Here is a 26,756-nt window from a genome sequence, read left to right on the forward strand (position 1 = left end):
GAGAGAGAGTATGTTTTTTCAAATCTATGGAGAGACAGCCGGATGGCAGCTTCTTGGATGGCTGCTGGTATTTACCGGACTTGTCGTAATGAATGAAATCGCAAGAAGATCCAAAGCAGGCGGCATTGCATGTTTTCTGATTCTTCCTGCAGCACTTACCGTGTATTTTATTGCTATCTATGTCGGTGCAGCAATGGGAGCTGAATGGGCACTTAATAATGATACGTACGTGCATATGAATAGCTGGTTCCATTATGCAAAACTGTATGCTGCAACAGCCGGCTGTATCGGATTTATGATTCTTAAGTATCACTGGGGAAAACTCGGAAAATCTCATGGATTTAAAGCGTTTCCGTTTATTATCGTTGCAATCAACATCCTGATCGCGGTAGTATCAGACTTTGAATCAGCAGTCCGTGCCGGTTCTCTGGCAGGTGGCTGGTGGCTTTCTTCCGAAGGCGTATGGCTTTACGGTGGCTGGTGGAACGTATTAAACGGACTGGCCGGTCTTTTGAACATTTTCTGTATGACAGGCTGGTGGGGAATCTACTCCTCAAAAGACAAAAAAGATATGCTTTGGCCGGACATGATCTGGGTATATGTCCTTGCATATGACATCTGGAATTTCCAGTATACATATCTGAACCTGCCTACACATTCCTGGTACTGCGGTCTCGCACTTCTGCTCGCACCGACCTTTGCAGCAGCACTCTGGAACAAAGGCGGCTGGATACAGAACCGTGCCAACACGCTGGCACTCTGGTGCATGTTCGCGCAGGTATTCCCGCTGTTCCAGGATGCGAGTCGTTTCACAACAGTCACTTCCGTATACGGACAGGGCGGCATCGCAGCAGCCATGGGAAGTAGCATGCCGACCATCGCAGAACCGACCGCACAGGGAATTATTTCCGTACTGTCCTTTGCAGTGAATGTATTCGTGTTCGCATACATTTTGAAGCGCGCAAAAGTACAGAAAAAGAACCCATGGAAGAACGAGATCTTCACAGATACAAAAGATTACAAAGAAGCAATGGAAAGAGCATAAAGATGAGAAAGACACTGTCGGAGGGCAGTGTCTTTTTTGTCGCCTGTTATGCGACGCAAATTCATCTCAAATATGCTATTATAAGAAATAACAAAAATTTTTTTACGGGATGGGATAATTATGGCAGATCAGAAGCTGATTGACGAAGTGGGAAAGTATATAGATAAATATTACAAACCGACAAAAGATGATATTAAACTGGATAAAGAAATGTTATCTATGTTTGATAGGATTTCAGAGTTACGACAAAAAAGAATACAGGAAAAGGCTGCCGAATATAGCCGGAAACCAGATACTTATAATCTGGATGAAGCAGCTGTGGAACGGTTTGATGTATCCACAATGAAGAAGACAAAGATTGAAAAAGGTATGTCTTCAACGTTACCGGTTAGTCGTAATCTTGATAATTTGATGAATCAGATTGAAGAAACTTTTTCTCAAAGGCTTCTTCGAATGATTGATGAACGTGGGATGACAGATTCGCAAGTGTATACAAAGGCTTATGTAGACCGTCGCCATTTCTCAAAAATTCGAAAAGATATTAATTATGTGCCAAATAAGAAAACGGTGCTGGCTTTTACAATTGCTCTGGAATTATCCTTAGATGAAGCAAAAGATTTACTTGGAAGTGCTGGATTTGCATTATCCCGGAGTTCAAAGATGGACATCATAGTAGCATATTTTTTACAAAACAAAATTTATGATATGTTTGAAATTAATGATGTTTTATATGCATATGGACAGCCTGTATTTGGCTGAATAATAAATATATTAATCAGGTGCGATGTCGCCTGGTATGCGACCAACCCGGTTGGTTCTGTAAATAAAATGTGAGTAACAATAAATAGTAAAGAGACCTGTCTGACAGGTTGCAAAGGAGGTTACCACATGAGTACAGAATTAACTGAGTTGGTTTTTATTTTGGACAGAAGTGGATCTATGAGCGGTCTGGAAAGTGATACGATTGGTGGATTTAACAGTATGATTGCCAGACAAAAAGAACAGAAGATCAAGGCGAATGTTACGACTATACTGTTTGACGATGAGGTTGATATTATCCACGATAGATTTCCGGTGGAAATTATAGAACCTCTTACAGAAAAAGAATATTTCGTACGTGGGTGTACTGCTCTTCTGGATGCTGTTGGGACAGCAATTGATAAAATTGATAATGTGCAGAGGCATCTCCCAGAGGTATACAGAGCAGGAAAAGTTCTTTTTGTTATTACGACAGATGGTTTGGAAAACTCCAGTGAGCATTATACGCAGGAGCAAATTCGAAGAAAAGTTGAAGCGAAAAAGGAATGCGGATGGGAGTTCTTGTTTCTTGGAGCCAATATTGATGCTGGAAAAGAGGCTGAGAAAATTGGAATTGATAGAAACAGATCAGTGACGTACGAGAATGATTCAGAAGGGATTGGAATGAAACATTCTGATGATGGCAGTTTGGAACTGGAAGAAGTAGAAACATCGGAGATTGTTCAGGAAGAACCTGTTTCTGCATATCGTTTTCTTCAGGAACAGGTTATATTCTGGAATAATATAAATATCAAGTTGACAGCAATGAAAAGAGACGTTTCACAATTAGAGGAAGAAATCGAGTCTGTATTGAATTTTATCGAAGGTACCACATATAATGTTGCGCAAGGCTATAGGGTATATAAATTATTAAGAGATAAGAGAGCAGAGCGAAAGAAAATACTAAAAGAAGTTATTTGCATGGAAGCATTGTTAGAACAGCTAGACAGTAAAGAAATGATGGGAGCGTTTCAGACCAGTCTGGATCATGCAGGAGATAGAATAAACGATGTAAATAAAGCGACAGTAATAAAAGAGCTACAGTCAGAAATTCAGGGAATAACACAGAATAATGAGGTTCCGGTAATGGATGAAATAAAAGAACAGAAGCAAGATCAAAAAGTAAGTTAAAAATCAGATTTCCTAAATATGGGATTCGAAAAGTCGAAGAATCCGTTTGAAGTTGTAATTGAAGACAGAACCTTGCTATGGTACAATAAGAACTAGTAATTTACCAAACAATTTCGCTATTAAAGAGGAAAAATATATGGCAGTATCATACAACGGATTATGGAAATTATTGATCGATAAAAATATGAAAAAAGTTGATTTAATGAACCGTATTGAAATCAGCAGCAGTACCATGGCAAAAATGACAAAAGAAGAACTGGTGTCTCTGAAAGTTCTGGAAAAAATCTGTGCAGAGCTGGACTGTGATTTCGGAGATATTATCCATTATGAGAAAAATTCAGTTAAGGATGGTGGACAGTAGTGGAATACAGTGCAGGACTTACATCAAAATTATTCTGGCTGCAAGAGTCCAGAAAGACAGCAGGTTATATTCTGGAAGGACTTGGTAAGGCAGACATCCGCAAGATTGCCTGGGAGGAAAATATCTATCAGGTGAAAGCAGAATATCGAGCTTATGAGGTGTTGAATGGAACATATCGAAGGGTATCAGCCTTACCAGAAGCAGTATTACAGACATTTATCACTTGTGATGTAGAAACCGCAAAGATTCTGAATCTGATTGCAATTTTGATGGACAGCAGATTATTTTTTGAATTTTTACATGAAGTATACGACGAGAAGATTCGATTAGGTGAAAAAGAGATCACAGACAGGGATCTGAATGTCTTTTTTGCAGATAAGGCAATGCAGAGCGATGTGGTTGCCAGCTGGACGGATACTGCAGTACGGAAGTTAAAACAGTGCTTTACCAGAATGATGTTTGAGGCAGGATTACTGGAAAGCAGCGCAAAACCAAGAACAATCAAGCCAATTCATATTGATTACCGGACAGAAGAATTACTGACTGCAAATGGGATTGGAGAATACTTGAAGGCAGTGAAGGGAGTCTAAGGATGGCAAGATTAAATTTGGAAGAAAGACTGAACCGGATTGAGGATAAGATCTCTGAAAAGTCTTTCCGTGAAAATAAAGGACTTGGAAATGAAGTCGGATATTATGTGTTTGATTACGATCCGAGAGCTGAACTGGAAGTGCGCAATCATATCGCATACTTAAAAGATCGGATCAATAATGGCAATAAAGATTTTAAAATCATAGAATTTGACCTGTTTCATACGATGATTCAGGTGCTGGAGGAAGAAGGGTATTTGGAAGCCTTCTTTGATCTGGAAAAAGACAATGGCTTTTTTGATATGGCAGACAGTCTGGTAGAGACATTGGGATTGGATGAGACAAATGAACTGAATCTGATTATCTCAAAAATTCTGCAGGAAGATCTGACAGACAGAGTGGTTTTTCTGACAGGAGTAGGTAAATGTCATCCTATTATTGCTGCCCACAATATATTGAATAATTTACATCAGGTGTTTGATAAAGCACCAGTGGTTATGTTTTACCCTGGAGAATACAGTGGTCAGGATCTGAAACTTTTTGGAACCATTGATTCTAAGAACTATTATCGGGCCTTTAGGCTTGTGTAAACACGAAGGAGAAAATCGTATGCAGATTAAGGATATGTTTGAAAAAAGGATTGAACGAGACATTAAAGGTGTAATCAAAGTTGGTCAGTCTGATGAAGAAAACGTATATCAGGAATTGGACGAATATGTAGTAACAAAAGAACTGTTAAAACATTTCCGTGATTTTTTCGATAACTATGAAAAGGGGATCAATAACAATACAGACAAAATGGGTGTTTGGATCTCCGGTTTCTTTGGAAGTGGTAAATCTCACTTCTTAAAGATTCTTTCTTATCTGTTACAAAACAGTGTGGTAGAAGGAAAGAGAGCCATCGAGTACTTTACAGATGGAAAGAAAATCGATGATCCGATGCTGATTGCCAAGATGACCAATTCCGGAACCATTTCTTCTGATGTCATGCTCTTTAATATTGATTCCAAAGGATCTGCAAAGGTTGGATCAGGGAAAGAAGCTATCGTGGAAGTATTCATGAAGGTGTTCAATGAAATGCAGGGATACTGCGGATCTATTCCATATCTTGCAGAATTTGAACGCCAGCTGGATAACGAAGGCAGATTTGAAGAGTTTAAAGAGAAATTTGAAGAGATTGCAGGTGCACCTTGGAAGAGAAAGAGACAGGCATTTGCAGTAGTTCAGGATAAAGTTGTAAAAACTCTTGTTGCCATGGACTTTATGAGTGAGGAGGCTGCCCGCAACTGGTGCAAAAATGCTAAAAGTGGATATGATCTCAGCATTGAAAAATTTGTATCTTTAGTCAAAGAATACTGTGAGAAAAAAGGACCGAACCATCACGTTATTTTCCTTGTAGATGAGATCGGACAGTATATTGCCGATGATACCCAGTTAATGCTGAACTTACAGACTATCGTAGAAGATCTGGGAACTGCCTGCAGAGGAAAAGCATGGGTGATCGTTACCAGCCAGGAAGATATTGATTCTATCACAAAGACAAAAGGAAATGACTTCTCCAAGATTCAGGGACGTTTCGATACCAGATTATCCCTGTCTGCATCCAATGTCGATGAAGTTATCCGGAAACGTATTCTGGAGAAAAACGAGATTGCAGAAGAATCCTTGAAGTTATTATATGAGCAGAAAGAATCCATTATCAAGAATCTGATCACATTTACTGCAGATACAGCAGATAAAAAATTATATACAGATAAAACAGATTTTGCGGATTGCTATCCGTTTATTCCATATCAGTTCAACTTACTTGGACAGGTACTGACAGCGGTGCGTACTCATGGAGCCAGCGGAAAGCATTTATCTGACCAGTCCCGTTCTATGTTAGCACTGTTCCAGGAATCTGCAATCCGGTTAAAAGACGGCCAGGAAGGTGTACTGGTACCATTTAGCTATTTCTATGATCCACTGCATAAATTTATCGACCATCAGCACAGCCAGGTTATTACCGATGCCGAAGATAATAGCAGACTGGATGAGTTCGATGTAGAGCTGCTTAAAGTGCTGTTTATGATTAAATACGTCAAAGAGATCAAAGCAAATGTAGATAACCTTACAACGTTGATGATCTCCAATATTGACGATGACCGTATTGAAATCCGTGGAAAGATCGAAGAATCTTTAAAGAAACTGATCCGAGAGACACTGGTACAAAAGAATGGAGAAATCTATATCTTCCTGACCAATGAAGAACAGGAAATCAATAATGCGATCAATAATGAATCCGTAGAAATGGGTGAGATTATCGGAGAGGCATCTACCGTAATCTTCGAAGAAATCTTTACAGATAAGAAATATCGTTACAGTAGCCGGTATTTATTCCCATTCAACCAGAAGGTAGATGATCGGTATTTCAAGGGAAATCAGTCCAATGATATCGGAGTATCCATCATCACACCATATGGGGAAGATTATCCGGATTCAGCCCTGCGTATGCTTTCCGCACAGGAACATAGTGTGATTGTAAAATTACCGAACGATAGTACCTTCCTGGATGAGATTACCGACTCCATTAAAATTTATAAGTTTTTGAATAAAAACGCTTCTGGTGCAAGAGGAAGCTTTGACAGTATCCGTCGTGCAAAAGAAGATGAACGTATTGAAAAGAAAGATCGTATATGGAATTGCTGTTTGGTATTTCCTACACCAATAAAGATGATGTGATCTATATGTTGGTAAATCCAGAGACGGGTATTCCAGAAGCTGATTTTAATGTATCTTCACTGGATGAAGAAGGTAATCCGACCGGACAGGTGGAGATTATTGGATGGCTGTATCAGTATTACAACACGGAATTAAAAGATGACACCTTTGCAAAGCTGAAAAAGAACGTAAAAATCACAAAAGAGAGAATACCGGCGGCAACACAGCTTTTTACACCAGACTGGATTGTTCGTTATATGGTAGAAAACTCTGTGGGAAGAATCTGGATTGAACATTTACGTGCTGTAGATCCAAGCACAGATGAAAAAGCAACTGCGGAAAGATTCGGATGGAAATATTATCTTCCAGAGGCAGAGCAGGAAGAGGCTGTCAATGTGAAACTGGCAGAAATCCGTACCACATACAAAGATTTGAAACCAACAGATATTACTTGTATAGATCCGTGTATGGGAAGTGGACATATCCTGATTGCAATGTTCGATGTGCTGATGGATATCTATGAAAGTGCTGGATATGACAAGAGAGAAGCGGCATTTGAGATCGTAGCGCATAATATTCATGGACTGGATATCGACCAGAGAGCATATCAGCTGGCATACTTTGCAGTTATGATGAAAGGTCGTGGCTATAACAGACGGTTCCTGCGTGGAAGAGATGAAAAGCCAGAACCGAAAGTTTATGCGATTGTAGAGAGTAATGAAATCAATCGGAATCATTTGCGGCTTTTCGGAGCTCATTTAAGTGAAAAGGAAAGAAATCTAGCGGTTATGCAGATAGAGGGACTGCTGGATACATTTAAAGATGCTAGAGAATATGGCTCTATCTTGAATGTAGATGAATGTGCTTGGAATGTGCTGCAAAGATTTGTAGACGATTTAGGTACAACAGGACAGATTTCATTTGAGAGCGTTGGAAGTGAAGAAACACAGGAAAGCTTACGAAAACTAGTAAGAGTGGCACGGAATCTGGGACAGAAATATGATGTAGTAGTGACAAATCCACCATATATGTCCGCTAGTAATACAGGGAATAAAGTATATGATTTGATTCAAAAAGATTATCCGGATAGTAAAGCAGATTTGTTTTCAGTGTTTATAGAACGCTGTGGGAAAATGGCTAAACCTAAAGGTTACCAAGCTCTAATTACACAACACTCATGGATGTTCTTAACAACATTTCAGAATTTAAGATCTAAAATAAATGGAAAAAAACTAGTCAATATGATACATCTTGGTGCACATGCCTTTGAAGAAATCAGTGGTGAAGTAGTACAGGCAGTTGCATTTGTAGTGTCGAACATTGATATAGTAAATTTTAAGTCAAAATTTGTCCGCTTGATAAACATAGCAAATGCAGATGGCAAAAGAATAGCGTTTTTAAATAATAAAGAGCAATATGTAAGGGCAAGTTCTGAATTTAGTGATATACCAGGGTGTATATATATGTACTGGGCTAGCGATAAGATAATTAAGTTATTCCAAGGAAAGTCTTTGGGGGAAATATATGATATAAAATCAGGTCTTTCAACTGGTGATAATGATATATTTTTGAGATATTGGCATGAAATTTCGGCAACAAATTTCTCCATATATACAGGAAATAAGCAGCTTGGATGGATTCCGTATAATAAAGGCGGCGGTACTAGAAGATGGTATGGTCTTAATTCTTTGGTAGTGTATTGGGGAATCTTATCAAAGATGCGGGTGAATTGACAGGTCTTGCGAAGAAAGCACAGAATCAAATCATGACAGGAGATAAGTCTCTGGTTCTTCCTCTGATCTCTTATTATGGAACAGGACGTTTATATGCACAGAAAAAGGAAAAAAGAAATATTAAATCTTTAACAGAATTTAAACGACAAGTTGGTTATGTGGATTGTATGGCGGCGGAATCCAATGAAAAGTTGATGCTGAATTGGTTCCAGAATCAGACATTAAAAAGTCTTCAAAAACAACAGAAAACAGGAGTGCTGGAGCCACCAATACTCTTAAAAACTGTCGAAAAGGCTATCTGTAGTTGTTATGAGAGAATTAGTGGATCAAGAAATGTCAGTATTTCCTTTGATCTTGATACGCGTAGATTAATGTTAGAATTTGAAACAGCGGAAGGTGATGCACAAAAATTTGCAATGGATGAAATGAGTGATGGATATAAAAATACACTTAGTATGATTGGAGATATTGCTTACCGTATGGCTGTTTTAAATCCTGTGTTAAGAGATCAGGTATTGAAAAAAACACCGGGGATTGTTCTGATTGATGAAATAGATTTGCATTTACATCCTCAGTGGCAGCAGACAATTTTAAGTGATCTTCATGCAATTTTTCCTAAAATTCAATTCATTGTCAGCTCACATGCACCGGCAGTGATTAATTCAGTTAAAAGGGAACAGATTCGAATTTTGGATAATAGCTAATGGTATATGGAGAGAAGTGAAAATATGAATTTTGAAGAAATGATAATAAATAAGATGAAATATGAGAATAAACGAAAATGTCAATTGCCGCAACGTAGGGAATTGTTATTATATCTTAATAATATGATGCTTACTACTGGGCGTAGCGATGCATTTTTTTGTAATGCCTTTTTAGCAGAGGCAATTCAGCTTATTCAAAATTCTATATTTTTATATGAGGATGGCTATTTTGAATGTGCGTTTTATTCATTGCGCGAGTCATATGAAATATTTGGTACAATGCTCTATGTAGAAAATGGAGAAGATAAACTATCAGATTGGAAGAAAAAGAAATGGATTCCATCTGCTTCTGATATCAGGAAAGACATGTCAAATAGAAAAACAAAAGATTTTATAGAAGGATATAAAGAAATACGTGAGTGCTTAAAAAATTACTTTTCCAAATATGAAAAACTGATAAATAAGAGTAACAAAATTATACATAAGCAAGGGTATGATACATTTTATACATATAGAATGCAAAAAAAGTTTGATATAAGGAAAGAGCAGAAATTATTTCTTAATATTTTGAAATATAGTATAGGGATGGGAATTTTGCTTTTAGCTGTTTTGGATCCAATATCAATTGCATTGGCGGATGATAAAATTGAAAGAAAAATACCTTATGATTTGGTTACAGAAGCGTTTGATTATAGTTATTTTGAAAAAATTTTAGGCCAGAAAGATATTTTTCCTAAGATATTAAAAACAAAATTTTATAAAAAGTTTGTTTCTCAATTTCAGGATAAAGAAGAAATGAATGAAGGAATATATAATGTAATCAGAAATTATTTCTGGAATGTTGCAAGATTGGAAGAAATACAAAAACAAAAAGATATGTTGAGTTCTATCCAATTATACGAACTTGAGATTTTAAAGAGTGGTATCAAAGCTGCTGCTTTCTATTATGCGGATAGCTTTATTTGTGAAACTACAAGTTATAGTGGTTCTAGCTGGGAAAGAGATTTGAGTGTTCAGAATAAAACAATACAGATAAATGATAAAAGATTTAATAGAATTAATGGTAACACTTTTATAAGTATAATTTTTATAGAAAATGAAAAATTATATATTGCGCATGATAAGAAATTGACAGAAAAAGAACAGGAATTTTTAAAAAGACTTGAGAGAACCAGTGAGTAAGCGTTATCACTATTAAGTAATAGGTAACGGGAAATAGAAAATAAAACTTGCCAAGGAACAGAAGAAAATTATACAGGCTATAAATAAGTATATGATATAGAAAGTTTTGTGAAAAATTTGGATATTATATTGTAGATAACGGAGAAAAGGATAGACCATAAGAAAAGATAAATATAGATTTAATTAAAAACTCAAATGAAGATGTAAGTTATTTGAGGTGGGAGGACATAGGATGAGAAAGAAAAAGGTTACTATGCGACCAGATGATGTATATGCAGAAGAAATTCGCCTGCTTAGAGAGGCAATGTTAAATAAAAAATTGGTAGTGTTTGTAGGATCAGGGACGTCATTAGATGCAGGAATGCCAAGCTGGTCTGGTGCAGTGAAGAATATTGCTAATAAATTGGGAATACCAGAAAAAGAGATAGATAATTTGAAAATCCCTCAATTCTACTATAATTCGCGTGGAAAAAAAGAATATGTTGAACTAATAAGAAAAATTTTTCGATTTAATGATGATTTAGATATTCAAGAAATACATAGAAATATTATTAAGATGAATGTTAAGACCATGATAACAACAAATTACGATTGTTTATTAGAAAAAGCGGCTACAGAAAATTCTGAGTTTATACAAGTTATAAGTCAGGACAGAGATTTGCCATATAAAACCGCAGGAAAAGAATTGATAAAGATACATGGTGATTTTGAACATGACAATTTTGTTCTAAAAGAGGATGATTACTTACATTATACTAATAATTTTAAGTTGATAGAAGCATATGTGAAATCGTTATTGGCAACAAATGTAATTTTGTTTGTTGGTTATTCATTTAATGATCCAGACATAAAACAAATTTTTTCATGGGTGAAGGAGGTATTAGAGGATGATCTACAAAGAGCATATATGTTAAATGTAAGAAAAAGAAATATATTTGGCATTTTATAGCAGAAGTAAATCGTAAATATGTGGGAAAAATTGCAACAAATCCTGTTTTTAGAGGCTGTAGTCAAACTGAAAAAGATAAAATCAATCAGGAAATTCAAGGAATTGAAATCGAAGATCTTTATAGAAAAATTCCAACACAAGAGTTTGGAGACAAAGAATTTTTAAGAGATCTTTATACATTTAGAAGATATTTTACATTATTTCAAGAGACATATTTGCTGGCAAAAAAAACAGAAGAGCAAGCTAATATGAGAAATAGTATTTATATAGGAACCCCTGGATATGAAGAATTAAGGGGAAATATTCTAGATTGTTATGAATTTGATTTGCAAAATTATATCATGCTCGATAGGTATAGAGAGGATGTTGAAATATATCGTTTATTTGCGGCATTTATTTTGAGGTCTGTATGTAGTGGTGATTATTCTAGCACAATTGGAATTCTTGAAACAAAAAATATTCGTGTGGCGGAATTGGAAAAATTCGATATCTATATTATCCTAAAATATTTAAAGCGAAAAAATTTAGAAACGATATTAAGTGAAAATTGTAGAGGATATATAGAAATTATAAAAACTTTGATGTTTCATGGCTCAAAATAGCCACAGATTCTTTGCTGAAAACAATTGCTGATAGCACAAATGCGAAAAAAGAGATAAGTAGAGTTGTAAGACGTGCATATTTAAATGGAAACGATGACAAAGATTTGTTGAAGATATATTTCAAATATTTTGTAGATGAAAATATGCATTTATTATCAAGTGTCATGTTTTTCGGTGTATTCATGAAGCTCACAAATTAAATGATATTATAGCAGTAATAGATATTATTGATAATAATGGGAAGAAAAAGTCGGAAAAAGTACCGGCTGGTTATTGTCCAGATTGCAATATGTTTTTTATATTGGAGTCTACATTTGAAGATTTGCCCAGGATGTATGTGAAGAGTGGCAGGCAAGGGTGAAACAGTCTTTTTATAAAAATAAAGTAGATGGAATGACCGATGAAGATGGAAATATTAAGTGGTCGTCTGTATTTTCGTTGTATGGAACGACACTGCTAGGAATGCTGGTGACGGACTGCTTTGTATTTTCCTTCCAGATCGGAGATGGGGATATCAGTGTTGTAACAAAAGAAGAAGTCGAACCACTGGTAGAACCGGAGAAATTCCTTGGAACAGAAACACATTCCCTGTCAAAACCAGATGCCTGGAGAAAGGCTGTGGCATCCGTGCGGAGACGGGAAATGGAAAATGAAGAACCGTATATGTATATTCTCTCTACAGATGGATTTGCAAACAGCTATACTTCGGATGTGGAATATCAGAAAACATGTAAAGATTACTTACAGATGATACAGGAACATGGAGCAGATACGGTACAGGCGAATCTGAAGAACTGGCTGACAGAGACAAGCGAGCTGGGATGCGGGGATGATATTACTGTCGTGATGGTGTATTTTGCAAAAGAGTAACAGGAATGGTGAAGTAAAATGATTGTAGATCGCTATTATTATCATCAACTGAATAGACAAGAGCAGGCAATCTACAAGGCATTTTACAAAGGTGCAATGTCACATCAGGAGATTATTCCTATTCCAGTTCGTGGAGATTTTAATCAAGAGAGCTTTGAACGCATATTTATGGCGATGACAAGGGATAATCCATTGATTTATTTCTTGAATCAGTCAGCATGCAGTACAGCTAGTGATATGCTTGGACATCTTGCGATATGTCCGCAGTATTTTTTTACGAAAGAGAAGGTAAAAGAGTACAATCGAAAAATCGAAAAAGTGGTGAATGAGCTTGCAGGACAACTGCATTTGCTGGAATGCAATGATTATGAAAAAGAACTTCGGGTGCACGACTGGATTTGTCGGAACATTGAATATGATTATGAAGGATCCGATAAGGATAAAGTATCCAGAGTGATTGCTTCACACAATATTCTCGGTGTTTTTGCACATCATAAGGCTCAGTGCGAAGGGATTGCTAAAGCAGTAAAAGTTCTTTTAAATGCAGTCGATGTGAAGTGTATCGTTGTGACCGGTGATTCAGTAAAAAGTGGACGGAGTGTGCCACATGCATGGAATATTGTGGATATTGATGGAGAGCCGTATCAGTTAGATGTTACCTGGGATATAGGTGCAACAGGGCAGAATAAGCAATCCATGGTATATGATTATTTTAATTTGACAGATGAATTGATGAATCAGGATCACAAAGCAGATAGTAGCTTGCCAGTATGCAGAAGCAAGAAAGCAAATTATTATGTGCAGAGAGGGTGTTCCTTTCAGATGAGACATCGACTTATGGCATATATAGACAGGTTAATTGAGCAGAATGAACGGATATATGAATTTCGTGCAGAAAACAGATTGAATAAAGCTGACATAGAAAAAGAAGTAACCGTTCATATTGTACAGAAATTACATGAGCAGGGAAGAAGTAGCGTTGGAATAAAAACGTGTTCTAACAGGGAACTTGGAATATACCGTATCGAAATATCTTGAAGAGGGTAAAGATATGCTGGAGTTGACGATTTATGGAATTGGATTTTTCTTATGTACGTTGCTGGTTCAATATATGCTTTTTAAAGTTCGGAAGAATCATAATCATGGACCGAATGAAATATGGGTTGGAAACAGAGCAATTATGGTTTTGTGTGTGGTCGGCATTGTGAATCATAGGATGGAATATCTCGCAGCAATACTTGGATTTATCTGTGCGGATGAGGTGGGTAAGGCTGCAGGATGGCATTGAAGAAATAGGGGGGATTTTTGATGGGATATAATCAGAATCATGCAGGTATTCATCTTTTACCAAAAGAAAATAAAGACAGAATGAATTTTTCAGGTGAAAAAGATAAATATGGAATGATGTTAGGTGAATACAAAGCAAACAATGCGTTGAAAGATAGCGAAATTCTTCAAGATGTAAAAATTTGTAATTTTGTTGTACTTACGAATACAAAAGGGGAAATATCAAACTGTTTATGTGGTGGCAAGTTTAAATATATAGAAAAGCTTCCAATTCATTATCATAATAGAGGAAAAATGGTAACAATTCAGCTTAGTGGCAAACAATGCATTGATTGTGGAAGAAAACTATTTGTAAAATCAGAAATAGTAAAGAAAATACGAAATGTTATGCGAATATAATAGTTCGTATTCTACGAATAGAAATGATTCGTATGATGTCTGCAATTATGATAATCCGGATGATTTTGCGGACGATTGGGCAGAGAAATTTGGAGATGGAGATTATGACAATGGATGATTCTCATGAAAAAATTTTGGGTATGGGTATAGATGAACTTGAATTATCAGTACGGTCTTATAATTGCCTGAAACGGGCGGGAATTAATACGGTAGAAGAGTTATGTAAGATGTCCAGTGAGGATATGATGCATGTGAGAAATCTTGGACGAAAAGCGTTGGAAGAAATTCTTCAGAAACTGAAAGATATGGGGTTAGGGCTAGGATATGATGGCCAAGAGCAGGAAACATATACAGAATTCAATCATCCGGGAAGAAATCGATGTGATCAGCTTCGTGAGATACGGAGGAGAATTGCTAAGGCGAATAATATTGAGTTTGAGCCTATTGAATGTCATCATACAGAACCATGTCTGGGAACATGCTTGATGTGTGATTATGAAGTCTCTTATTTAGACAGAAAGTTACAGGAGAAGCAGGAGCGTGGAGAAAAGATTGAACTTAAAGGACTGATGTCGGGAAAAGATGAATGATGCAAAGTATCCGATTATACATATAGGCAGGCACAGGATTGATTCAGATGGGGAAGGCGTTCGTACACTCATATTGTTAGAAGGGTGTCCATTGAGATGTAAGTATTGTATTAATCCGTTTACATGGGATGGGACATTAGATGCGGAATATCTGACAGTAATAGAAATTTACGATAGAATTAAGATTGATCGTCCATATATGTTGGCAACAAATGGTGGAATCATGTTTGGAGGTGGAGAACCGTTGCTTTATCCCAATCTAATTAATAACATGAGAACTGTTTGTGATAAGGACATGACAATTTATGTGGAGACTTCGTTACATGTCCCATGGGAAAATATTGAAGCAGTGACAGAGAAAGTTGACCGTTTTTTCATCGATATCAAGAGTATGGATGAAGTGATTTACAGAAAATATACGGGAAAGAATCTGGAACTTGTAAAAAATAATCTCAGAAAACTGGTTGAGCTACGAGGCTATGAGTCTATTGTAGTGAGAGTGCCGGAAATCCCTGAATTTGCTGATAAAAGCAGTCAGATGAAATCAAGACATTTATTACAGGAAATGGGTATTGAGGCAATGGATTTATTCAAATATCATTGCTGGCATTGATGGAAAAACTGGCAGTCGGAGGGGATATTCTTTCTTCGGATCAGGAAGTCGAAGGGCAGAAACAGTTTCAGATTGTCACGGAGTTACTGTTACGAGGAATCAAAGGATAAAATCATCCTATTGGGAGGTGCAACATGAAAAAATTAACAACAGCAAAAATATGGCAGTTTGCAGCAGGACAGTTTGGGTGGGCAATGTTGTCCGGTATTATTTCGAACTGGCTCGTTTATTTTTATCAGCCGGATCAGGCATCGATCAGCCAGGGACAGACGGTGTTTATTCCACAGGGGCTTGTTGTGCTTGGTATTTTTACGATTATCGGCGGAATCACGGCATTCGGAAGAATTTTTGATGCATTTACGGACCCGATGATTGCATCATGGTCTGACCGATGCACTTCGAAGAACGGGCGCAGGATTCCGTTTTTGAAGTGGGCTTCATTGCCATTGGCACTTTCGACGGTGCTTGTTTTCTGGTCACCGGTCAATAAAAACAGCTGGATCAATGCAGCCTTTTTGCTTGTGATGATTCTGGCTTATTATCTTTCTATCACTGCTTATTGTACTCCATATAATGCATTGATTCCGGAGCTTGGACATACACAGCAGGAAAGACTGAATATTTCAACAGTGATTTCGTTTACTTTTATTGCCGGAACTGCGGTGGCATATCTGGCACCGACGATCTGGGGAACCTTTATTCCGACATTTGGAAGAGTTGGAGCTATCCGTATTACATTTACTCTGATGGCAGCGGTGGCTTTCATCTGTATGCTTGTTCCGGTCTTTTGTATCAGAGAAAAGGATTATGTAAATACGGTTCCGGCGAAAGAATCTGCTTTTCGTTCTCTTGTTTCCACATTCAGAAACGGAGAGTTTCGCAAATTTGTAGGATCGGATATTTTTTACTGGATCGCACTTACTATGTTTCAGACAGGCCTGCCTTTTTTTGTTACCAGCCTTCTGAAACTTCCGGAAACCATGACAACACTATATTTTGTCGGGATGACGGCATTATCACTGGTATTTTATGTTCCGGTGAATAAACTTACACCGAAACTTGGCAAGAAAAAGATGATTTTGTTTGCATTTGCAGTATTCAGTCTCGCTTATTTCTATACAGGATTTATGGGAAAAATATCGTTTATTCCGGCGACAGTTCAGGGGGTGATTCTGACTGTTGCAGCGGCACTTCCGATGGCAATTTTCGGCATTCTTCCACAGGCGGTTGTGGCGGATATTGCACAGAGCGATTCTATAAAAACGGGAAGCAATCGAGAAGGTATGTTTTATGCAGCAAGAACCTTTGCGTTCAAACTGGGGCAGAGTCTTTCTATGCTGATTTTTACAGCCGTTTCTACCATTGGGTCAGGAGACGGAACGGGATATCGCATGGCGGCTTTTGGTGCGGCGGTGTTCTGTTGCATCGGAGGAATCATACTGGTATTTTACAATGAGAAAAAAATCAACGGCATTATTTGTGGAAAACAACAGCAGGGATAAAAGAAGTGATGCAAAAATCTGGAGTATACGAATATGAAAATCATACAGGAAGAAAATTATGAATATGCAATGCGAAATGAAGTAGAACCATATCTGGCAGCACACTGCCGGGACAAGTTTGTTACTGGAGCAAAGGAAGACGGACAGGGCAAAACAACTCGGGCAGCGAAACTTCATGTTAAATTTTATGAGACGGAAAGGCCGAAAGGTGTGGTGATCGTCAGTCACGGTTTTACCGAAAGTGTACCAAAATATGATGAGATGGTTTACTATTTCCTGAAAGCAGGTTATCATGTATGCATACCGGAGCATACGGGACACGGTTTAAGTTACCGGCTTACAGAGGATCCGTCGTTAGTACATATTGATACATGGAAACGTTTTGTACGGGATTTTTTGAAAATATGCCATCATACAGTAAGAAGATATCCGAATCTTCCACGCTTTTTGTTCGCTCATTCGATGGGCGGTGCAATCGGTACGATTGCCGCTGCGTGGGAACCGGATTTATTTCAGAAAATCATACTGAGTTCGCCGATGATCCGGCCACTTACGGGAAATGTGCCGTGGCCGTTGACTGTTGCAATCGCACAGACGGAATGTCTTGTGGGAAGAGCGAAGAAATATGTGATTGGACAGAAGCCATACGAGGGAAATGAAACTCTTGAAACAAGTGCGGCTGTGTCAGAAGCACGATTTACAAGATACAATGAAATCCGCAAACGGTGCAAAGATATTCAGACAAGTGCAGCTTCCTATGGCTGGCTGCTGGCATCCATAAAAATGAGCTGGTATTTGCAATATTATGGATGGAAAAAACTTGCTGCACCGGTTATCATTTTTCAGGCGGAAAAAGATGCATTTGTTTCAGTCCGCACAATGCAAAAATTTGCAAAGAAGATACAGCGGCGAGGGAAGACTTCCTGTGAGTATGTTTACATACCAGAAAGCAAACATGAAATTTTCGGAAGTGATGATAGGACTGTGAAGGCATACATAGAGCGGATTTTAAATTTTATGGCGAAATAAAGACAGCAAGGAGCTTTTTATGGATCAAAATGAAACGCAATGGGACAGGTTATTAAAAATAAAAACGACCGGACGAGATGATTCGCATTCGGATCAGTATCGTTATCCATATGAGCCGACGCAATATTGTGTACTGGAGCGGCTGGCACACAGTGGGCTGATCGGCAAGAAAAATGTGCTGCTTGATTATGGAACCGGAAAGGGGCGCGTCTGTTTTTATTTGTCTTATCAGACACGATGCAGATCCATTGGAGTAGAATATGATGAACGGATTTTTAAAGTTGCAGAAGTAAATGTGAAACATGCGGTGTCAGGAAAAAGGATTATTTTTGAACCTGTCAGTGCAGAAGATTATCCGGTACCGACAGAGGTGGACAGATGCTATTTTTTTAATCCGTTTTCGGTAGAAATTTTGCGGAAAGTGCTGGCAAGAATTTACGAATCGTATTATGAAAATCCGAGAGAAATTTTGCTGTTTTTCTATTATCCGTCAGAAGAGTATGTAAGCTGTCTGATGACCGAAGAACAGTTGATGTTTTATGATGAGATCAGCACAGAAGATCTATTTGAGGGTAAAAATACCCGGGAAAAGATTTTGATATTTTCAGTGGAATGAGGAGAAGAATGTAAAATAATGCAGACGGACTACAATACCTACGAAGGGCTTCGGGCGATACTGGAGAAAGAAACACCGATTCTTATTGCGCAGATTCGTGCGTTGTATAGAGAATTAGATAAAAAATTTCATCTTCAGGGAGCAAAAGTGCCTATAACTTTTGGATTTGAGACGGATTCATTGGGATCCTATAATCAGAATGGACACGGGCAGAAAGAACATTTTCATTTTTCACTGTTTTTTATAGGATATGCAGTGAAAAATCCGCTCAGTAAGGAAGACAGAATGGATCTTTACAAACACGAATATGCACATTACATGAGATACAACATGTCTGTGCCGAAGCAGTATCAGTGGCAGCCGGGGATTCACGGAAGTGCATGGAAATACTGCTGTTCGTTAGTTGGTGCGGCACCAACTCCCTATTACAAAGCAGGCGAGGCACTGATGAATCATAATTATGAAAAAACTCTCAGGAATCCGATTCACGACAAAACAGTTGTTATACGGGATCAGCATCGAAGAGAGCAGGAATACAGAAGAACTCAGAATGTGATCATAAAATATGAAACAGGGGAAAGCGTCGATCACCCGAAGTTCGGTGAGGGAATAATAGAAAAAATAGAACAGCAGCCGGGCTCTGTGACGCTTCATATCCGCTTCGGAGAAGACCTTAAAGTTATCGATCAGAAATGGCTTATTCAGACAAAATACAAAAAGGGAAAGATCCAGAGAGATTGAATAATCAGTAACAAATCACGAAAGGAGGAACTGGATCATGCGTCAGGAAAAATTTAAGATGGAGAGACCGGGGCTTCTGGAAATAGGAGATAAAGTGCAGATCTCGGAATTTCAGTCTTATATGAATTACAGTTATATCATAGAACCGGCAGTTGCAATGTCCGGCTGCTACAAAAATGCAGACCGCATTAAGGCAAAAGAAGGCATTGTAACCAATATCGAGCATACACCGCAGGGATATTACATAACAGCGGAATTTGAAGCGTAATGAAGATGGATATATGGCTTTGGTATGGCTGATGAATTCATTGGAAATGCCGTTGGCAAATGTATGCGGCCATGGAGATGTCCGGATTCCAGCAAGAGACGTGATTATGAAATGTTGCAAAAAAGTAGGGTTAAAAGTGGAAAATTTGGAGTGGCACTGATGATAATGATATAGCACGAAAAGTTTTAGCATATATTCCGGATGATTTTTCAGGAAATGGTTTTCTGTCAGGTGGATGGATATTCTGACATTACAGATAATGATAAAATAATTAACAATAAAGCCGATACAGGATTTTGGGATCCAGTATCGGCTTTGTTGATTGTACAAAGGTTTTGAAAAATTTATTTGCTATGGTTCATCAGTGCTTTGATGTCTTCTTCTGGTGTGGTGACAGGTGCTATACCATAATTTTCCACCAGAAAATTCAGAATATTAGGAGACAAAAACGCCGGAAGTGAAGGACCAAGACGGATATTTTTAATACCAAGGTGCAGGAGCGTTAACAGGATGCAGACTGCTTTCTGTTCGTACCAGGAGAGAACGAAGGAAAGCGGAAGCTCATTTACAGAACATCCAAATGCATTCGAAAGTGCTACGGCAACCTGAATCGCACCATAAGCATCATTACACTGGCCCATATCCATCAGTCGTGGCAGACCACCAATTTCTCCCAGATTGAGATCATTGAAACGGAATTTGCCACATGCCAGGGTGAGGATGATACTGTCAGAAGGTGTCTGTTTCACAAATTCGGTGTAATAGTTTCGTCCCGGTTTAGCACCATCACAGCCGGCAACAAGGAAGAAATGGCGGATCGCACCTGATTTTACAGCTTCTATTACAGTATTTGCATGGGACAGGATAGCAGCATGACCAAAACCGGTTGTCACTGTTGTTCCGCCATTGATGCCTGTGAGTATCTGATCTTCTTTGTAACCACCCAGTTCCAGCGCTTTTTCAATGACCGGCGTAAAATCTTTCTTCTCGTCGATATGAACCGTACCTGGGAAAGCAACCACTTCTGTTGTAAATACTCTGTCAGCGTAGCTGTTTTTTGGTGGCATCAGACAGTTGGTGGTATAGAGAATCGGAGCCGGAATATGATCAAACTCTTTCTGCTGATTCTGCCATGCGGTTCCGAAATTCCCTTTTAAGTGTGAGAATTTTTTTAAAAGTGGATAGGCATGGGCAGGGAGCATTTCACCATGAGTATAGATGTTGATTCCTTTTCCCGCTGTCTGTTCAAGTAAAAGCTGCAGATCTTTCAGATCATGACCGGTCACGACAATAAAAGGTCCTTTTTCTATCGTAAGAGTAACATCGGTTGGTTCTGGCGTTCCATAGGTTTCTGTATTTGCCTTATCAAGAAGTGCCATACACTTCAGGTTGATTTCTCCTACTTTCAGTACGGTAGGAAGCAGAGTCTCCGCACTTTCTTCATACCCAATCTTAAATAATGCCTCGCAGAAGAAACGATTTACTTCGGCATCTTCGTAATTCAGAACACTTGCATGGTAGGCATAGGCTGCCATTCCACGAATTCCGAATAGAATAAGAGACTTTAAAGAGCGGATATCTTCGTCGGCATTCCACAGCTGCTGCATATCGTATTCGTCTGTTTTACCGCACGGTGACTGACAGTTGCCGCAGTCAGGAACCAGTCTTTCTTTTTCAGCTCTGACCTTTTGTATCATATTTCTGATTGCTGCATCATCAAAACTTACATTTGTAACTGTAGTAAACAGCCCTTCGATTATGACCTGTCCGGTACTTTGGGAAATAGTTTCTGCGCCACCGACAGCTCTTGCAAGACCAATCAACGCACCTGTCAGTTCGTCCTGTAATTTAGCTGTATCCGCCTTTTTTCCACAGACACCGGCATTTCCTGTGCAGCCGGTACATCCCACTGTCTGTTCACATTGATAACAAAACATTTTTTTATTCATTGTTGTATTCTCCTTTATTCTATAATATTTCCATAAATACTTATCGTTATAACCTGCCATGGTAAGAATTTTCCACTGCTTTGAAGTGCTTTTTTTGCCGCCATTTCCAGTCCACCACAGCATGGAACTTCCATTCTTACAATTGTCACACTTTGAATATTGTTGTTTTGAATAATCCAGGTCAGTTTCTCACTATAATCCACCTGATCTAATTTTGGACAACCAATTAAAGTTACCTTTCATTTTTTTCCTCCGTCAATAGCATTTAACTTTTGTTTCTGCTGGAATTATAGTATGATAAATACAACTTGTATGTTTGATTTCCAACAGGAGGAACGATTTTGGAAAAATATTTACATATTCTAAGAAACAGCCCATTTTTTAAAGGTCTTACTGATAACGAGATATTAAAGTTACAAAAAGAAGGCTTTATAAAAACAAATCGAAATCATTTTGAATTGATTTTCTCTAATGATGCGGATTCAAGAATAAGAATATGATATATATCACGGAAAATATAAAATTAATTAGAAGGCTATTATATGTGCAAGAGGAGGAAACTTTAAATGATCAATAAATTACATTTGGCAATGATTGAATTATACAGAGGGGATGCAAAGAGAATTCAACATTTTTGCAAAGTGCATAGCTATGCAAAATTGATAGCAGAAACGGAAAATGTAGATAAGAAATGTTTGTTTACTATTGAAGCGGCAGCTTTGACACATGATATTGGAATTCATTTCTGCGAAGAAAAATATGGAAATTGCAATGGAAAATTACAGGAGCAAGAAGGCCCTGCAATAGCAGAAAGGCTGCTTGAAAAACTGGGATTTGAGAAAGATATATCTGAGCGCGTTCAGTATTTGATCGCACATCACCATACATATAATAATATTAATGAAATTGATTATCAGATATTAGTGGAGGCTGATTTTCTGGTTAATATTATGGAGGATGGCTTATCGAAAGAAGCAGCTCTAAAAGCCTGTCATAATATTTTCAAAACAGCATGTGGAAAAACAATTTGCAGGGAGATGTTTGATATTTGAGATGGCATCTGTCTAAGCCGATTTCTTCATTACCAGAGTCAATCCCATCTTTTGATGTATAAAAATACAGGAAAATGACATAAAAGATGTAAATTTTAAACATTCTATGGTACACTATTATTGTATATCAAAAATGGGAGGGAAACTTAAAAATGAGCAAAAGAGAAGGAAAAGGGTTAAAGTCTTTTAACAAGGGATTCCAGGTGCCTGATACCTACATTATCATCTTTTTTGTAGTTGTTGTCGCAGCACTTCTGACATTTCTTGTACCAAAGGGATTCTACGAAACACAGGATATTTCATATATGATCAATGGTGTTGAGAAAACCCGTACAGTAATCAAAGATGGAAGTTTCCAGTATCTGACAGATGATGCAGGAAAAGTAGTAACAGAAGGAGTAGCACTCTTTAGTGGAGATGGCGGAACTGGATTCTTCAACTATATGTATAACGGAATTGTAAATAGTTCTGCAATCGAGATTATCGCATTTCTTATGGTAGTAGGTGGTGCATTCGGTATCATGATCCGTACAGGTGCGATTGAATCCGGATTGATTGGATTGATCCGTAAGGCAAAGGGAGCAGAAAAACTACTGATTCCGGTACTTTTCGTACTGTTTTCTCTTGGTGGAGCAGTTTTTGGGATGGGAGAAGAAGCACTTCCGTTTACCATGATTCTTTGTCCATTGTTTGTAGCAGTTGGATATGATTCAGTGATTGCAGTTCTTGTTACTTATGTTGCAACACAGATTGGTTTCGGTTCATCTTGGATGAATCCATTCTCTGTAGGTATTGCACAGGGTATTGCAGGTATTGACGTATTCTCCGGAGCAGGATTCCGTATGGTAATGTGGGTAGTATTTACAGCACTCGGCTGCGGAATGACTATGTTCTATGCATCAAAGATCAAAAAGACTCCGACAATTTCAATCGCATATAAGACGGATGCATATTTCCGTGAGCAGAATGAAAAAACAGGAATTGACGAAGGACATTCATTTGGTCTTGGACATATTTTAGTTCTTCTGGCACTGGCTGTTACAGTAGTATGGGTGATCTGGGGAGTTATGACTCAAGGATATTACATGCCAGAGATTGCTACACAGTTCTTCATTATGGGAATTGTTTCCGGTGTGATCGGAGTTATCTTTAAACTGAACGATATGAAACTGAATGATATCGCAACATCATTCAAAGATGGAGCAAAAGATCTGATCGGTGCTGCACTTGTTGTTGCTATGGCACAGGGTATCATGCAGGTTCTTGGTGGATCTGATCCGACAACACCTACAGTTATCAATACAATTATGTATAATATTTCAAATGCACTGTCTGGAGTTTCAGGGGCAGTTGCAGCAGTACTTATGTATCTGTTCCAGTCCGTATTCAACTTCTTTGTTGTATCAGGAACAGGCCAGGCTGCGATCACAATGCCGATCATGGCGCCACTGTCAGACCTGTTAGGTGTTTCACGTCAGACAGCGGTAGTTGCATTCCAGCTTGGTGATGCATTTACAAACCTGATTGTTCCTACATCCGGATGTCTGATCGGATCTCTTGCAATTGCAAAGATTGAGTGGTCTAACTGGATTAAATTCATGTGGAAATTCCTTGGCGTATTAATGATTGGTGCAATCATTACAGTTCTTATTGCAGTTGGAATTGGATTCTAAAACATACATTTGATAATTGAGAGTGATTTATGATGAAATTAATTCAGAATATTGATGTTTATGCCCCACAGCATCTGGGGAAAAAAGATGTACTTACAATCAATGATAAGATTGTCAAGATTAAAGATGCAGGTTCCATATCCGCAGACGGATTTCTTTCTGAGGCAGAAATAATCAATGGAGAGGGATTACTTTTAACTCCGGGATTCATTGATAGTCATGTTCATGTACTCGGAGGCGGTGGCGAAGGTGGATTCGCCAATCGTACTCCGGAAGCAACTATGGAAGGACTTACGAAGTTTGGAGTAACAACAGTTATTGGCTGCCTTGGAACAGATGGAATCGGTCGTGATATATGTGCACTGGTTGCAAAGACAAAAGGATTGAATGAGCAGGGAATGTCTGCATACTGTTATACAGGCAGTTATCAGATTCCGGTTCGCACGTTGACTGACAGTATTGTGAAAGATATTATGATGATTCAGGAAATCATCGGAACTGGAGAAATCGCGATCTCTGATCATCGTTCTTCTCAGCCGACTTTTGAGGAATTTGCACGTGTCGTTGCGGATACAAGACTTGGTGGTGTTCTTTCCGGGAAAGCTGGTATTGTAAATGTTCATCTTGGAGACAGTCCGAGATGCTTAGATCTTATTGAACGAGTGGTAGATGAGACAGAGATACCGGCTTCTCAAATACTGCCAACACATATCAATCGAAATGAGATGCTTTTTGGCAAGTCGATTGAGTATGCGCTGAAAGGCGGAGCAGTAGACTTTACCGGAAATGAAGATATTGACTATTGGGAAACTATCTGTGATGAGGTACGTGTATGTAATGGTATCAAACGAATGCTAGATGCAGGAGTAAATCCGAACCGCATGACAATTTCTTCTGATGGACAGGGAAGCCTTCCGATGTACAGTAGTGATGGAGAATTTCTTGGAATGGGTGTTGGACGGTCCAGCTGCCTTCTGAAGGAAGTAAAGGAATGTGTATTTAAAACAGAAATTCCTTTAGAAATAGCTATTTCTACAATTACATCTAATCCAGCAGAAATTCTTCGTCTCAAAGGAAAAGGTAAGGTTGAAGAAGGCTATGATGCTGATCTTTGTATTCTTGACGCGGAACTTCAGCTTGTTGAAGTAATTGCAAAGGGGAATACAGTTTATACAAACTAAAGTATATTGATGATGGAGAATGGGGATAATCGTTAAAAGGTATTAAAGGAAGAATGTGAATATTATCAGGGCGTGTGAGGAGTGAGACTTGCAATAAAGCCGATGCGGGACCTTTGAAATCCTGTATCGGCTTTGTTGATTTTACAGAGTTTTTGAAAAAAGTACTTTTAATGGTTAATCAGTGTTTTGATGTCCTCTTCCGGTGTGGTGATAGGTGCAATACCATAATTTTCCACTAGATAATTCAGAATATTAGGAGCCAGGAACGCCGGAAAAGAAGGAACAAGACGAATGTTTTTGATAACCAGGTGTAAAAGTGTCAGCAGAAATCTTTCTTCTCATCAATATGAACAGCACCTGGGAAAGCAACTACTTCTGTTGTCATTTTTTTCCTCCGTCAATAGCATTGAACTTTTGTTTCTTCTGGAATTATAGTATGATAAATACAACTTGTATGTTTGATTTCCAACAGGAGGAATGGTTTTGAAAAAATATTTGCCTATTCTAAGAAGTAGCCCATTTTTTAAAGGTCTTAAGGATAACGAGATATTATCTATATTGCATTGTGTAAATGCAACAGTAATTTCTAAAGAACGGGATTCATATATTTTCAGAGCAGGAGATTCAACCGATGTAATGGGGCTTGTGGTGTCAGGCGGCGTTCTTGTTATTAAGGAAGATCTTTGGGGGCATCGGAATATTCTGTCGAAATGTCATGCCGGAGATTTTTTTGGAGAACCATATGCAGCAAGTTCTGGTGCTGTTCTGAATATCAGTGTGGTAGCAGATGAAGATTGTGAAATTGTTTTTCTAAATGTCCAGAGATTGCTGATTACCTGTTCAACTGCATGTGAGCATCATCAGAAGCTGATTCGTAACCTGGTCAGTGTTCTGGCAAATAAGATACTGATCCTAAACGATAAGATCACACATGTTGGAAAGCGAACGACAAGGGATAAACTATTGTCATATTTGTCAGCAGAATCCATCAGACATTCATCGTTATCATTTGATATTCCGTTTGACCGGCAGCAGCTGGCAGATTATCTTTGTATTGATCGTGCAGCAATGTCTACAGAGATATCAAAGTTACAAAAAGAAGGCTTTATAAAAACAAATCGAAATCATTTTGAGTTGATTGCTTGTAATGAAACAGATTTACAAGATAACAAATGATGGTATAATTCTATT

The 26,756-nt window shown here is 38.1% G+C and carries 28 protein-coding genes and 3 pseudogenes; 28 read left to right on the plus strand and 3 right to left on the minus strand.

All coding sequences use genetic code 11. From position 1 onward, the window contains the following. The first annotated feature begins 10 nt into the window (after nt 1-10). The 23 genes and pseudogenes from DWW86_RS04405 (at nt 11) to DWW86_RS04520 (ending at nt 19,710) form a co-directional block, all read left to right on the plus strand. The gene (locus DWW86_RS04405) at nt 11-1,045 is read left to right on the plus strand and encodes a DUF5692 family protein (RefSeq protein WP_117942405.1); all 1,035 of its coding nucleotides are present in this window, start codon (nt 11-13) and stop codon (nt 1,043-1,045) included. 120 nt (nt 1,046-1,165) lie between these two features. Next, nucleotides 1,166-1,804, plus strand: coding sequence for a hypothetical protein (locus DWW86_RS04410; RefSeq protein ID WP_117942406.1), 639 nt, complete (start codon nt 1,166-1,168; stop codon nt 1,802-1,804). Between the two features lie 129 nt (nt 1,805-1,933). Continuing rightward, nucleotides 1,934-2,974 (plus strand): vWA domain-containing protein, encoded by a 1,041-nt coding sequence (locus tag DWW86_RS17225; RefSeq protein ID WP_207661399.1) that lies wholly within the window; start codon nt 1,934-1,936, stop codon nt 2,972-2,974. A gap of 136 nt (nt 2,975-3,110) precedes the next feature. Next, nucleotides 3,111-3,335: a helix-turn-helix domain-containing protein gene (locus DWW86_RS04420; protein WP_117942407.1), complete on the plus strand. Its 225-nt coding sequence runs from the start codon at nt 3,111-3,113 to the stop codon at nt 3,333-3,335. Next, nucleotides 3,335-3,925, plus strand: coding sequence for a DUF1819 family protein (locus tag DWW86_RS04425; protein ID WP_117942408.1), 591 nt, complete (start codon nt 3,335-3,337; stop codon nt 3,923-3,925). The genes DWW86_RS04420 and DWW86_RS04425 overlap by 1 nt, the downstream gene beginning before the upstream one ends. 2 nt (nt 3,926-3,927) lie before the next feature. Next, a complete protein-coding gene (locus DWW86_RS04430; protein ID WP_117942409.1) occupies nt 3,928-4,515 on the plus strand; it encodes a DUF1788 domain-containing protein in 588 nt (195 codons plus the stop codon). Between the two features lie 19 nt (nt 4,516-4,534). Then, nucleotides 4,535-6,646 (plus strand): BREX system P-loop protein BrxC, encoded by a 2,112-nt coding sequence (brxC, locus tag DWW86_RS04435; RefSeq protein ID WP_117942410.1) that lies wholly within the window; start codon nt 4,535-4,537, stop codon nt 6,644-6,646. Then, nucleotides 6,601-8,358 (plus strand): BREX-1 system adenine-specific DNA-methyltransferase PglX, encoded by a 1,758-nt coding sequence (gene pglX / locus DWW86_RS04440; RefSeq protein WP_117942486.1) that lies wholly within the window; start codon nt 6,601-6,603, stop codon nt 8,356-8,358. The genes brxC and pglX overlap by 46 nt, the downstream gene beginning before the upstream one ends. Continuing rightward, on the plus strand, nt 8,325-9,062 hold the full coding sequence (locus DWW86_RS04445) for an AAA family ATPase (RefSeq protein ID WP_286187636.1): 738 nt from the start codon (nt 8,325-8,327) through the stop codon (nt 9,060-9,062). The genes pglX and DWW86_RS04445 overlap by 34 nt, the downstream gene beginning before the upstream one ends. Nucleotides 9,063-9,086: 24 nt before the next feature. Then, nucleotides 9,087-10,244 (plus strand): hypothetical protein, encoded by a 1,158-nt coding sequence (locus tag DWW86_RS04450; protein WP_117942411.1) that lies wholly within the window; start codon nt 9,087-9,089, stop codon nt 10,242-10,244. A gap of 232 nt (nt 10,245-10,476) precedes the next feature. After that, nucleotides 10,477-11,193 (plus strand): SIR2 family protein, encoded by a 717-nt coding sequence (locus DWW86_RS04455; protein WP_117942412.1) that lies wholly within the window; start codon nt 10,477-10,479, stop codon nt 11,191-11,193. Between the two features lie 20 nt (nt 11,194-11,213). Then, nucleotides 11,214-11,795 carry a hypothetical protein gene (locus DWW86_RS04460; protein ID WP_117942413.1) on the plus strand — a complete coding sequence of 194 codons (582 nt, stop codon included), beginning with the start codon at nt 11,214-11,216 and terminating at the stop codon, nt 11,793-11,795. A gap of 336 nt (nt 11,796-12,131) precedes the next feature. After that, nucleotides 12,132-12,665, plus strand: a pseudogene (locus tag DWW86_RS04465) (protein phosphatase 2C domain-containing protein); the annotation flags it as partial. A gap of 18 nt (nt 12,666-12,683) precedes the next feature. Then, nucleotides 12,684-13,703, plus strand: coding sequence for a transglutaminase domain-containing protein (locus DWW86_RS04470; RefSeq protein WP_117942415.1), 1,020 nt, complete (start codon nt 12,684-12,686; stop codon nt 13,701-13,703). Nucleotides 13,704-13,716: 13 nt separating this feature from the next. Then, complete coding sequence (locus DWW86_RS04475; RefSeq protein ID WP_117942416.1) at nt 13,717-13,953, plus strand: hypothetical protein; 237 nt, start codon at nt 13,717-13,719, stop codon at nt 13,951-13,953. A 20-nt stretch (nt 13,954-13,973) separates the two neighbouring features. Beyond that, the gene (locus DWW86_RS04480) at nt 13,974-14,351 is read left to right on the plus strand and encodes a hypothetical protein (RefSeq protein WP_117942417.1); all 378 of its coding nucleotides are present in this window, start codon (nt 13,974-13,976) and stop codon (nt 14,349-14,351) included. Nucleotides 14,352-14,467: 116 nt separating this feature from the next. Then, nucleotides 14,468-14,671, plus strand: a pseudogene (locus tag DWW86_RS04485) (DNA-directed RNA polymerase subunit alpha C-terminal domain-containing protein); the annotation flags it as partial. Nucleotides 14,672-14,933: 262 nt separating this feature from the next. Then, entirely contained in the window at nt 14,934-15,554 is a 621-nt protein-coding gene (locus tag DWW86_RS04490; RefSeq protein WP_117942418.1) for a radical SAM protein, read from the plus strand. A gap of 134 nt (nt 15,555-15,688) precedes the next feature. After that, on the plus strand, nt 15,689-17,056 hold the full coding sequence (locus tag DWW86_RS04500) for an MFS transporter (protein WP_117942419.1): 1,368 nt from the start codon (nt 15,689-15,691) through the stop codon (nt 17,054-17,056). A 33-nt stretch (nt 17,057-17,089) separates the two neighbouring features. Further along, nucleotides 17,090-18,085, plus strand: coding sequence for an alpha/beta fold hydrolase (locus DWW86_RS04505; RefSeq protein ID WP_117942420.1), 996 nt, complete (start codon nt 17,090-17,092; stop codon nt 18,083-18,085). 19 nt (nt 18,086-18,104) lie between these two features. Beyond that, a complete protein-coding gene (locus DWW86_RS04510; RefSeq protein ID WP_117942421.1) occupies nt 18,105-18,701 on the plus strand; it encodes a class I SAM-dependent methyltransferase in 597 nt (198 codons plus the stop codon). Nucleotides 18,702-18,719: 18 nt separating this feature from the next. Continuing rightward, nucleotides 18,720-19,442, plus strand: a complete 723-nt coding sequence (locus DWW86_RS04515; protein ID WP_072523168.1) for a hypothetical protein — start codon at nt 18,720-18,722, stop codon at nt 19,440-19,442. 37 nt (nt 19,443-19,479) lie between these two features. Then, a complete protein-coding gene (locus DWW86_RS04520; RefSeq protein ID WP_072523169.1) occupies nt 19,480-19,710 on the plus strand; it encodes a hypothetical protein in 231 nt (76 codons plus the stop codon). Between the two features lie 344 nt (nt 19,711-20,054). On the opposite strand, the gene hcp is transcribed toward DWW86_RS04520, so the two are convergent. Both hcp and DWW86_RS17275 read right to left on the minus strand, forming a co-directional pair. Continuing rightward, complete coding sequence (gene hcp, locus DWW86_RS04535; RefSeq protein ID WP_117942422.1) at nt 20,055-21,659, minus strand: hydroxylamine reductase; 1,605 nt, start codon at nt 21,657-21,659, stop codon at nt 20,055-20,057. A 14-nt stretch (nt 21,660-21,673) separates the two neighbouring features. After that, nucleotides 21,674-21,898: pseudogene (locus DWW86_RS17275) on the minus strand (4Fe-4S ferredoxin); the annotation flags it as partial. Between the two features lie 102 nt (nt 21,899-22,000). On the opposite strand from DWW86_RS17275, the gene DWW86_RS17280 reads away from it, so the two are divergent. The 4 genes from DWW86_RS17280 to iadA all read left to right on the plus strand — a co-directional run bounded on the left by DWW86_RS17280 (nt 22,001) and on the right by iadA (nt 25,565). Then, entirely contained in the window at nt 22,001-22,159 is a 159-nt protein-coding gene (locus tag DWW86_RS17280; protein ID WP_235816131.1) for a hypothetical protein, read from the plus strand. Nucleotides 22,160-22,225: 66 nt separating this feature from the next. After that, nucleotides 22,226-22,711, plus strand: coding sequence for an HD domain-containing protein (locus DWW86_RS04545; protein ID WP_015541186.1), 486 nt, complete (start codon nt 22,226-22,228; stop codon nt 22,709-22,711). Nucleotides 22,712-22,863: 152 nt separating this feature from the next. Next, nucleotides 22,864-24,384 carry a putative basic amino acid antiporter YfcC gene (yfcC, locus tag DWW86_RS04550; protein WP_117942423.1) on the plus strand — a complete coding sequence of 507 codons (1,521 nt, stop codon included), beginning with the start codon at nt 22,864-22,866 and terminating at the stop codon, nt 24,382-24,384. A gap of 32 nt (nt 24,385-24,416) precedes the next feature. Further along, entirely contained in the window at nt 24,417-25,565 is a 1,149-nt protein-coding gene (gene iadA, locus DWW86_RS04555) for a beta-aspartyl-peptidase (protein ID WP_117942487.1), read from the plus strand. Nucleotides 25,566-25,732: 167 nt separating this feature from the next. On the opposite strand, the gene DWW86_RS04560 is transcribed toward iadA, so the two are convergent. Then, nucleotides 25,733-25,891 (minus strand): hypothetical protein, encoded by a 159-nt coding sequence (locus tag DWW86_RS04560; RefSeq protein ID WP_353652672.1) that lies wholly within the window; start codon nt 25,889-25,891, stop codon nt 25,733-25,735. A gap of 157 nt (nt 25,892-26,048) precedes the next feature. On the opposite strand from DWW86_RS04560, the gene DWW86_RS04565 reads away from it, so the two are divergent. Beyond that, complete coding sequence (locus DWW86_RS04565) at nt 26,049-26,741, plus strand: Crp/Fnr family transcriptional regulator (protein ID WP_117942424.1); 693 nt, start codon at nt 26,049-26,051, stop codon at nt 26,739-26,741. Nucleotides 26,742-26,756 lie beyond the last annotated feature (15 nt).

This window comes from Ruminococcus sp. AF17-22AC, assembly GCF_003460065.1.
Lineage (GTDB): Bacteria > Bacillota > Clostridia > Lachnospirales > Lachnospiraceae > Blautia_A.

What these genes read in the sequence shown, in the direction of transcription:
- DWW86_RS04405 (WP_117942405.1), top strand. Translation starts at nt 11, where the DNA reads ATGTTTTTTCAAATCTATGGAGAGACAGCCGGATGGCAGCTTCTTGGA.
- DWW86_RS04410 (WP_117942406.1), top strand. Translation starts at nt 1,166, where the DNA reads ATGGCAGATCAGAAGCTGATTGACGAAGTGGGAAAGTATATAGATAAA.
- DWW86_RS17225 (WP_207661399.1), top strand. Translation starts at nt 1,934, where the DNA reads ATGAGTACAGAATTAACTGAGTTGGTTTTTATTTTGGACAGAAGTGGA.
- DWW86_RS04420 (WP_117942407.1), top strand. Translation starts at nt 3,111, where the DNA reads ATGGCAGTATCATACAACGGATTATGGAAATTATTGATCGATAAAAAT.
- DWW86_RS04430 (WP_117942409.1), top strand. Translation starts at nt 3,928, where the DNA reads ATGGCAAGATTAAATTTGGAAGAAAGACTGAACCGGATTGAGGATAAG.
- brxC (WP_117942410.1), top strand. Translation starts at nt 4,535, where the DNA reads ATGCAGATTAAGGATATGTTTGAAAAAAGGATTGAACGAGACATTAAA.
- pglX (WP_117942486.1), top strand. Translation starts at nt 6,601, where the DNA reads ATGGAATTGCTGTTTGGTATTTCCTACACCAATAAAGATGATGTGATC.
- DWW86_RS04450 (WP_117942411.1), top strand. Translation starts at nt 9,087, where the DNA reads ATGAATTTTGAAGAAATGATAATAAATAAGATGAAATATGAGAATAAA.
- DWW86_RS04455 (WP_117942412.1), top strand. Translation starts at nt 10,477, where the DNA reads ATGAGAAAGAAAAAGGTTACTATGCGACCAGATGATGTATATGCAGAA.
- DWW86_RS04470 (WP_117942415.1), top strand. Translation starts at nt 12,684, where the DNA reads ATGATTGTAGATCGCTATTATTATCATCAACTGAATAGACAAGAGCAG.
- DWW86_RS04475 (WP_117942416.1), top strand. Translation starts at nt 13,717, where the DNA reads ATGCTGGAGTTGACGATTTATGGAATTGGATTTTTCTTATGTACGTTG.
- DWW86_RS04480 (WP_117942417.1), top strand. Translation starts at nt 13,974, where the DNA reads ATGGGATATAATCAGAATCATGCAGGTATTCATCTTTTACCAAAAGAA.
- DWW86_RS04490 (WP_117942418.1), top strand. Translation starts at nt 14,934, where the DNA reads ATGAATGATGCAAAGTATCCGATTATACATATAGGCAGGCACAGGATT.
- DWW86_RS04500 (WP_117942419.1), top strand. Translation starts at nt 15,689, where the DNA reads ATGAAAAAATTAACAACAGCAAAAATATGGCAGTTTGCAGCAGGACAG.
- DWW86_RS04505 (WP_117942420.1), top strand. Translation starts at nt 17,090, where the DNA reads ATGAAAATCATACAGGAAGAAAATTATGAATATGCAATGCGAAATGAA.
- DWW86_RS04510 (WP_117942421.1), top strand. Translation starts at nt 18,105, where the DNA reads ATGGATCAAAATGAAACGCAATGGGACAGGTTATTAAAAATAAAAACG.
- DWW86_RS04515 (WP_072523168.1), top strand. Translation starts at nt 18,720, where the DNA reads ATGCAGACGGACTACAATACCTACGAAGGGCTTCGGGCGATACTGGAG.
- DWW86_RS04520 (WP_072523169.1), top strand. Translation starts at nt 19,480, where the DNA reads ATGCGTCAGGAAAAATTTAAGATGGAGAGACCGGGGCTTCTGGAAATA.
- hcp (WP_117942422.1), bottom strand. Translation starts at nt 21,659, where the DNA reads ATGAATAAAAAAATGTTTTGTTATCAATGTGAACAGACAGTGGGATGT.
- DWW86_RS04545 (WP_015541186.1), top strand. Translation starts at nt 22,226, where the DNA reads ATGATCAATAAATTACATTTGGCAATGATTGAATTATACAGAGGGGAT.
- yfcC (WP_117942423.1), top strand. Translation starts at nt 22,864, where the DNA reads ATGAGCAAAAGAGAAGGAAAAGGGTTAAAGTCTTTTAACAAGGGATTC.
- iadA (WP_117942487.1), top strand. Translation starts at nt 24,417, where the DNA reads ATGAAATTAATTCAGAATATTGATGTTTATGCCCCACAGCATCTGGGG.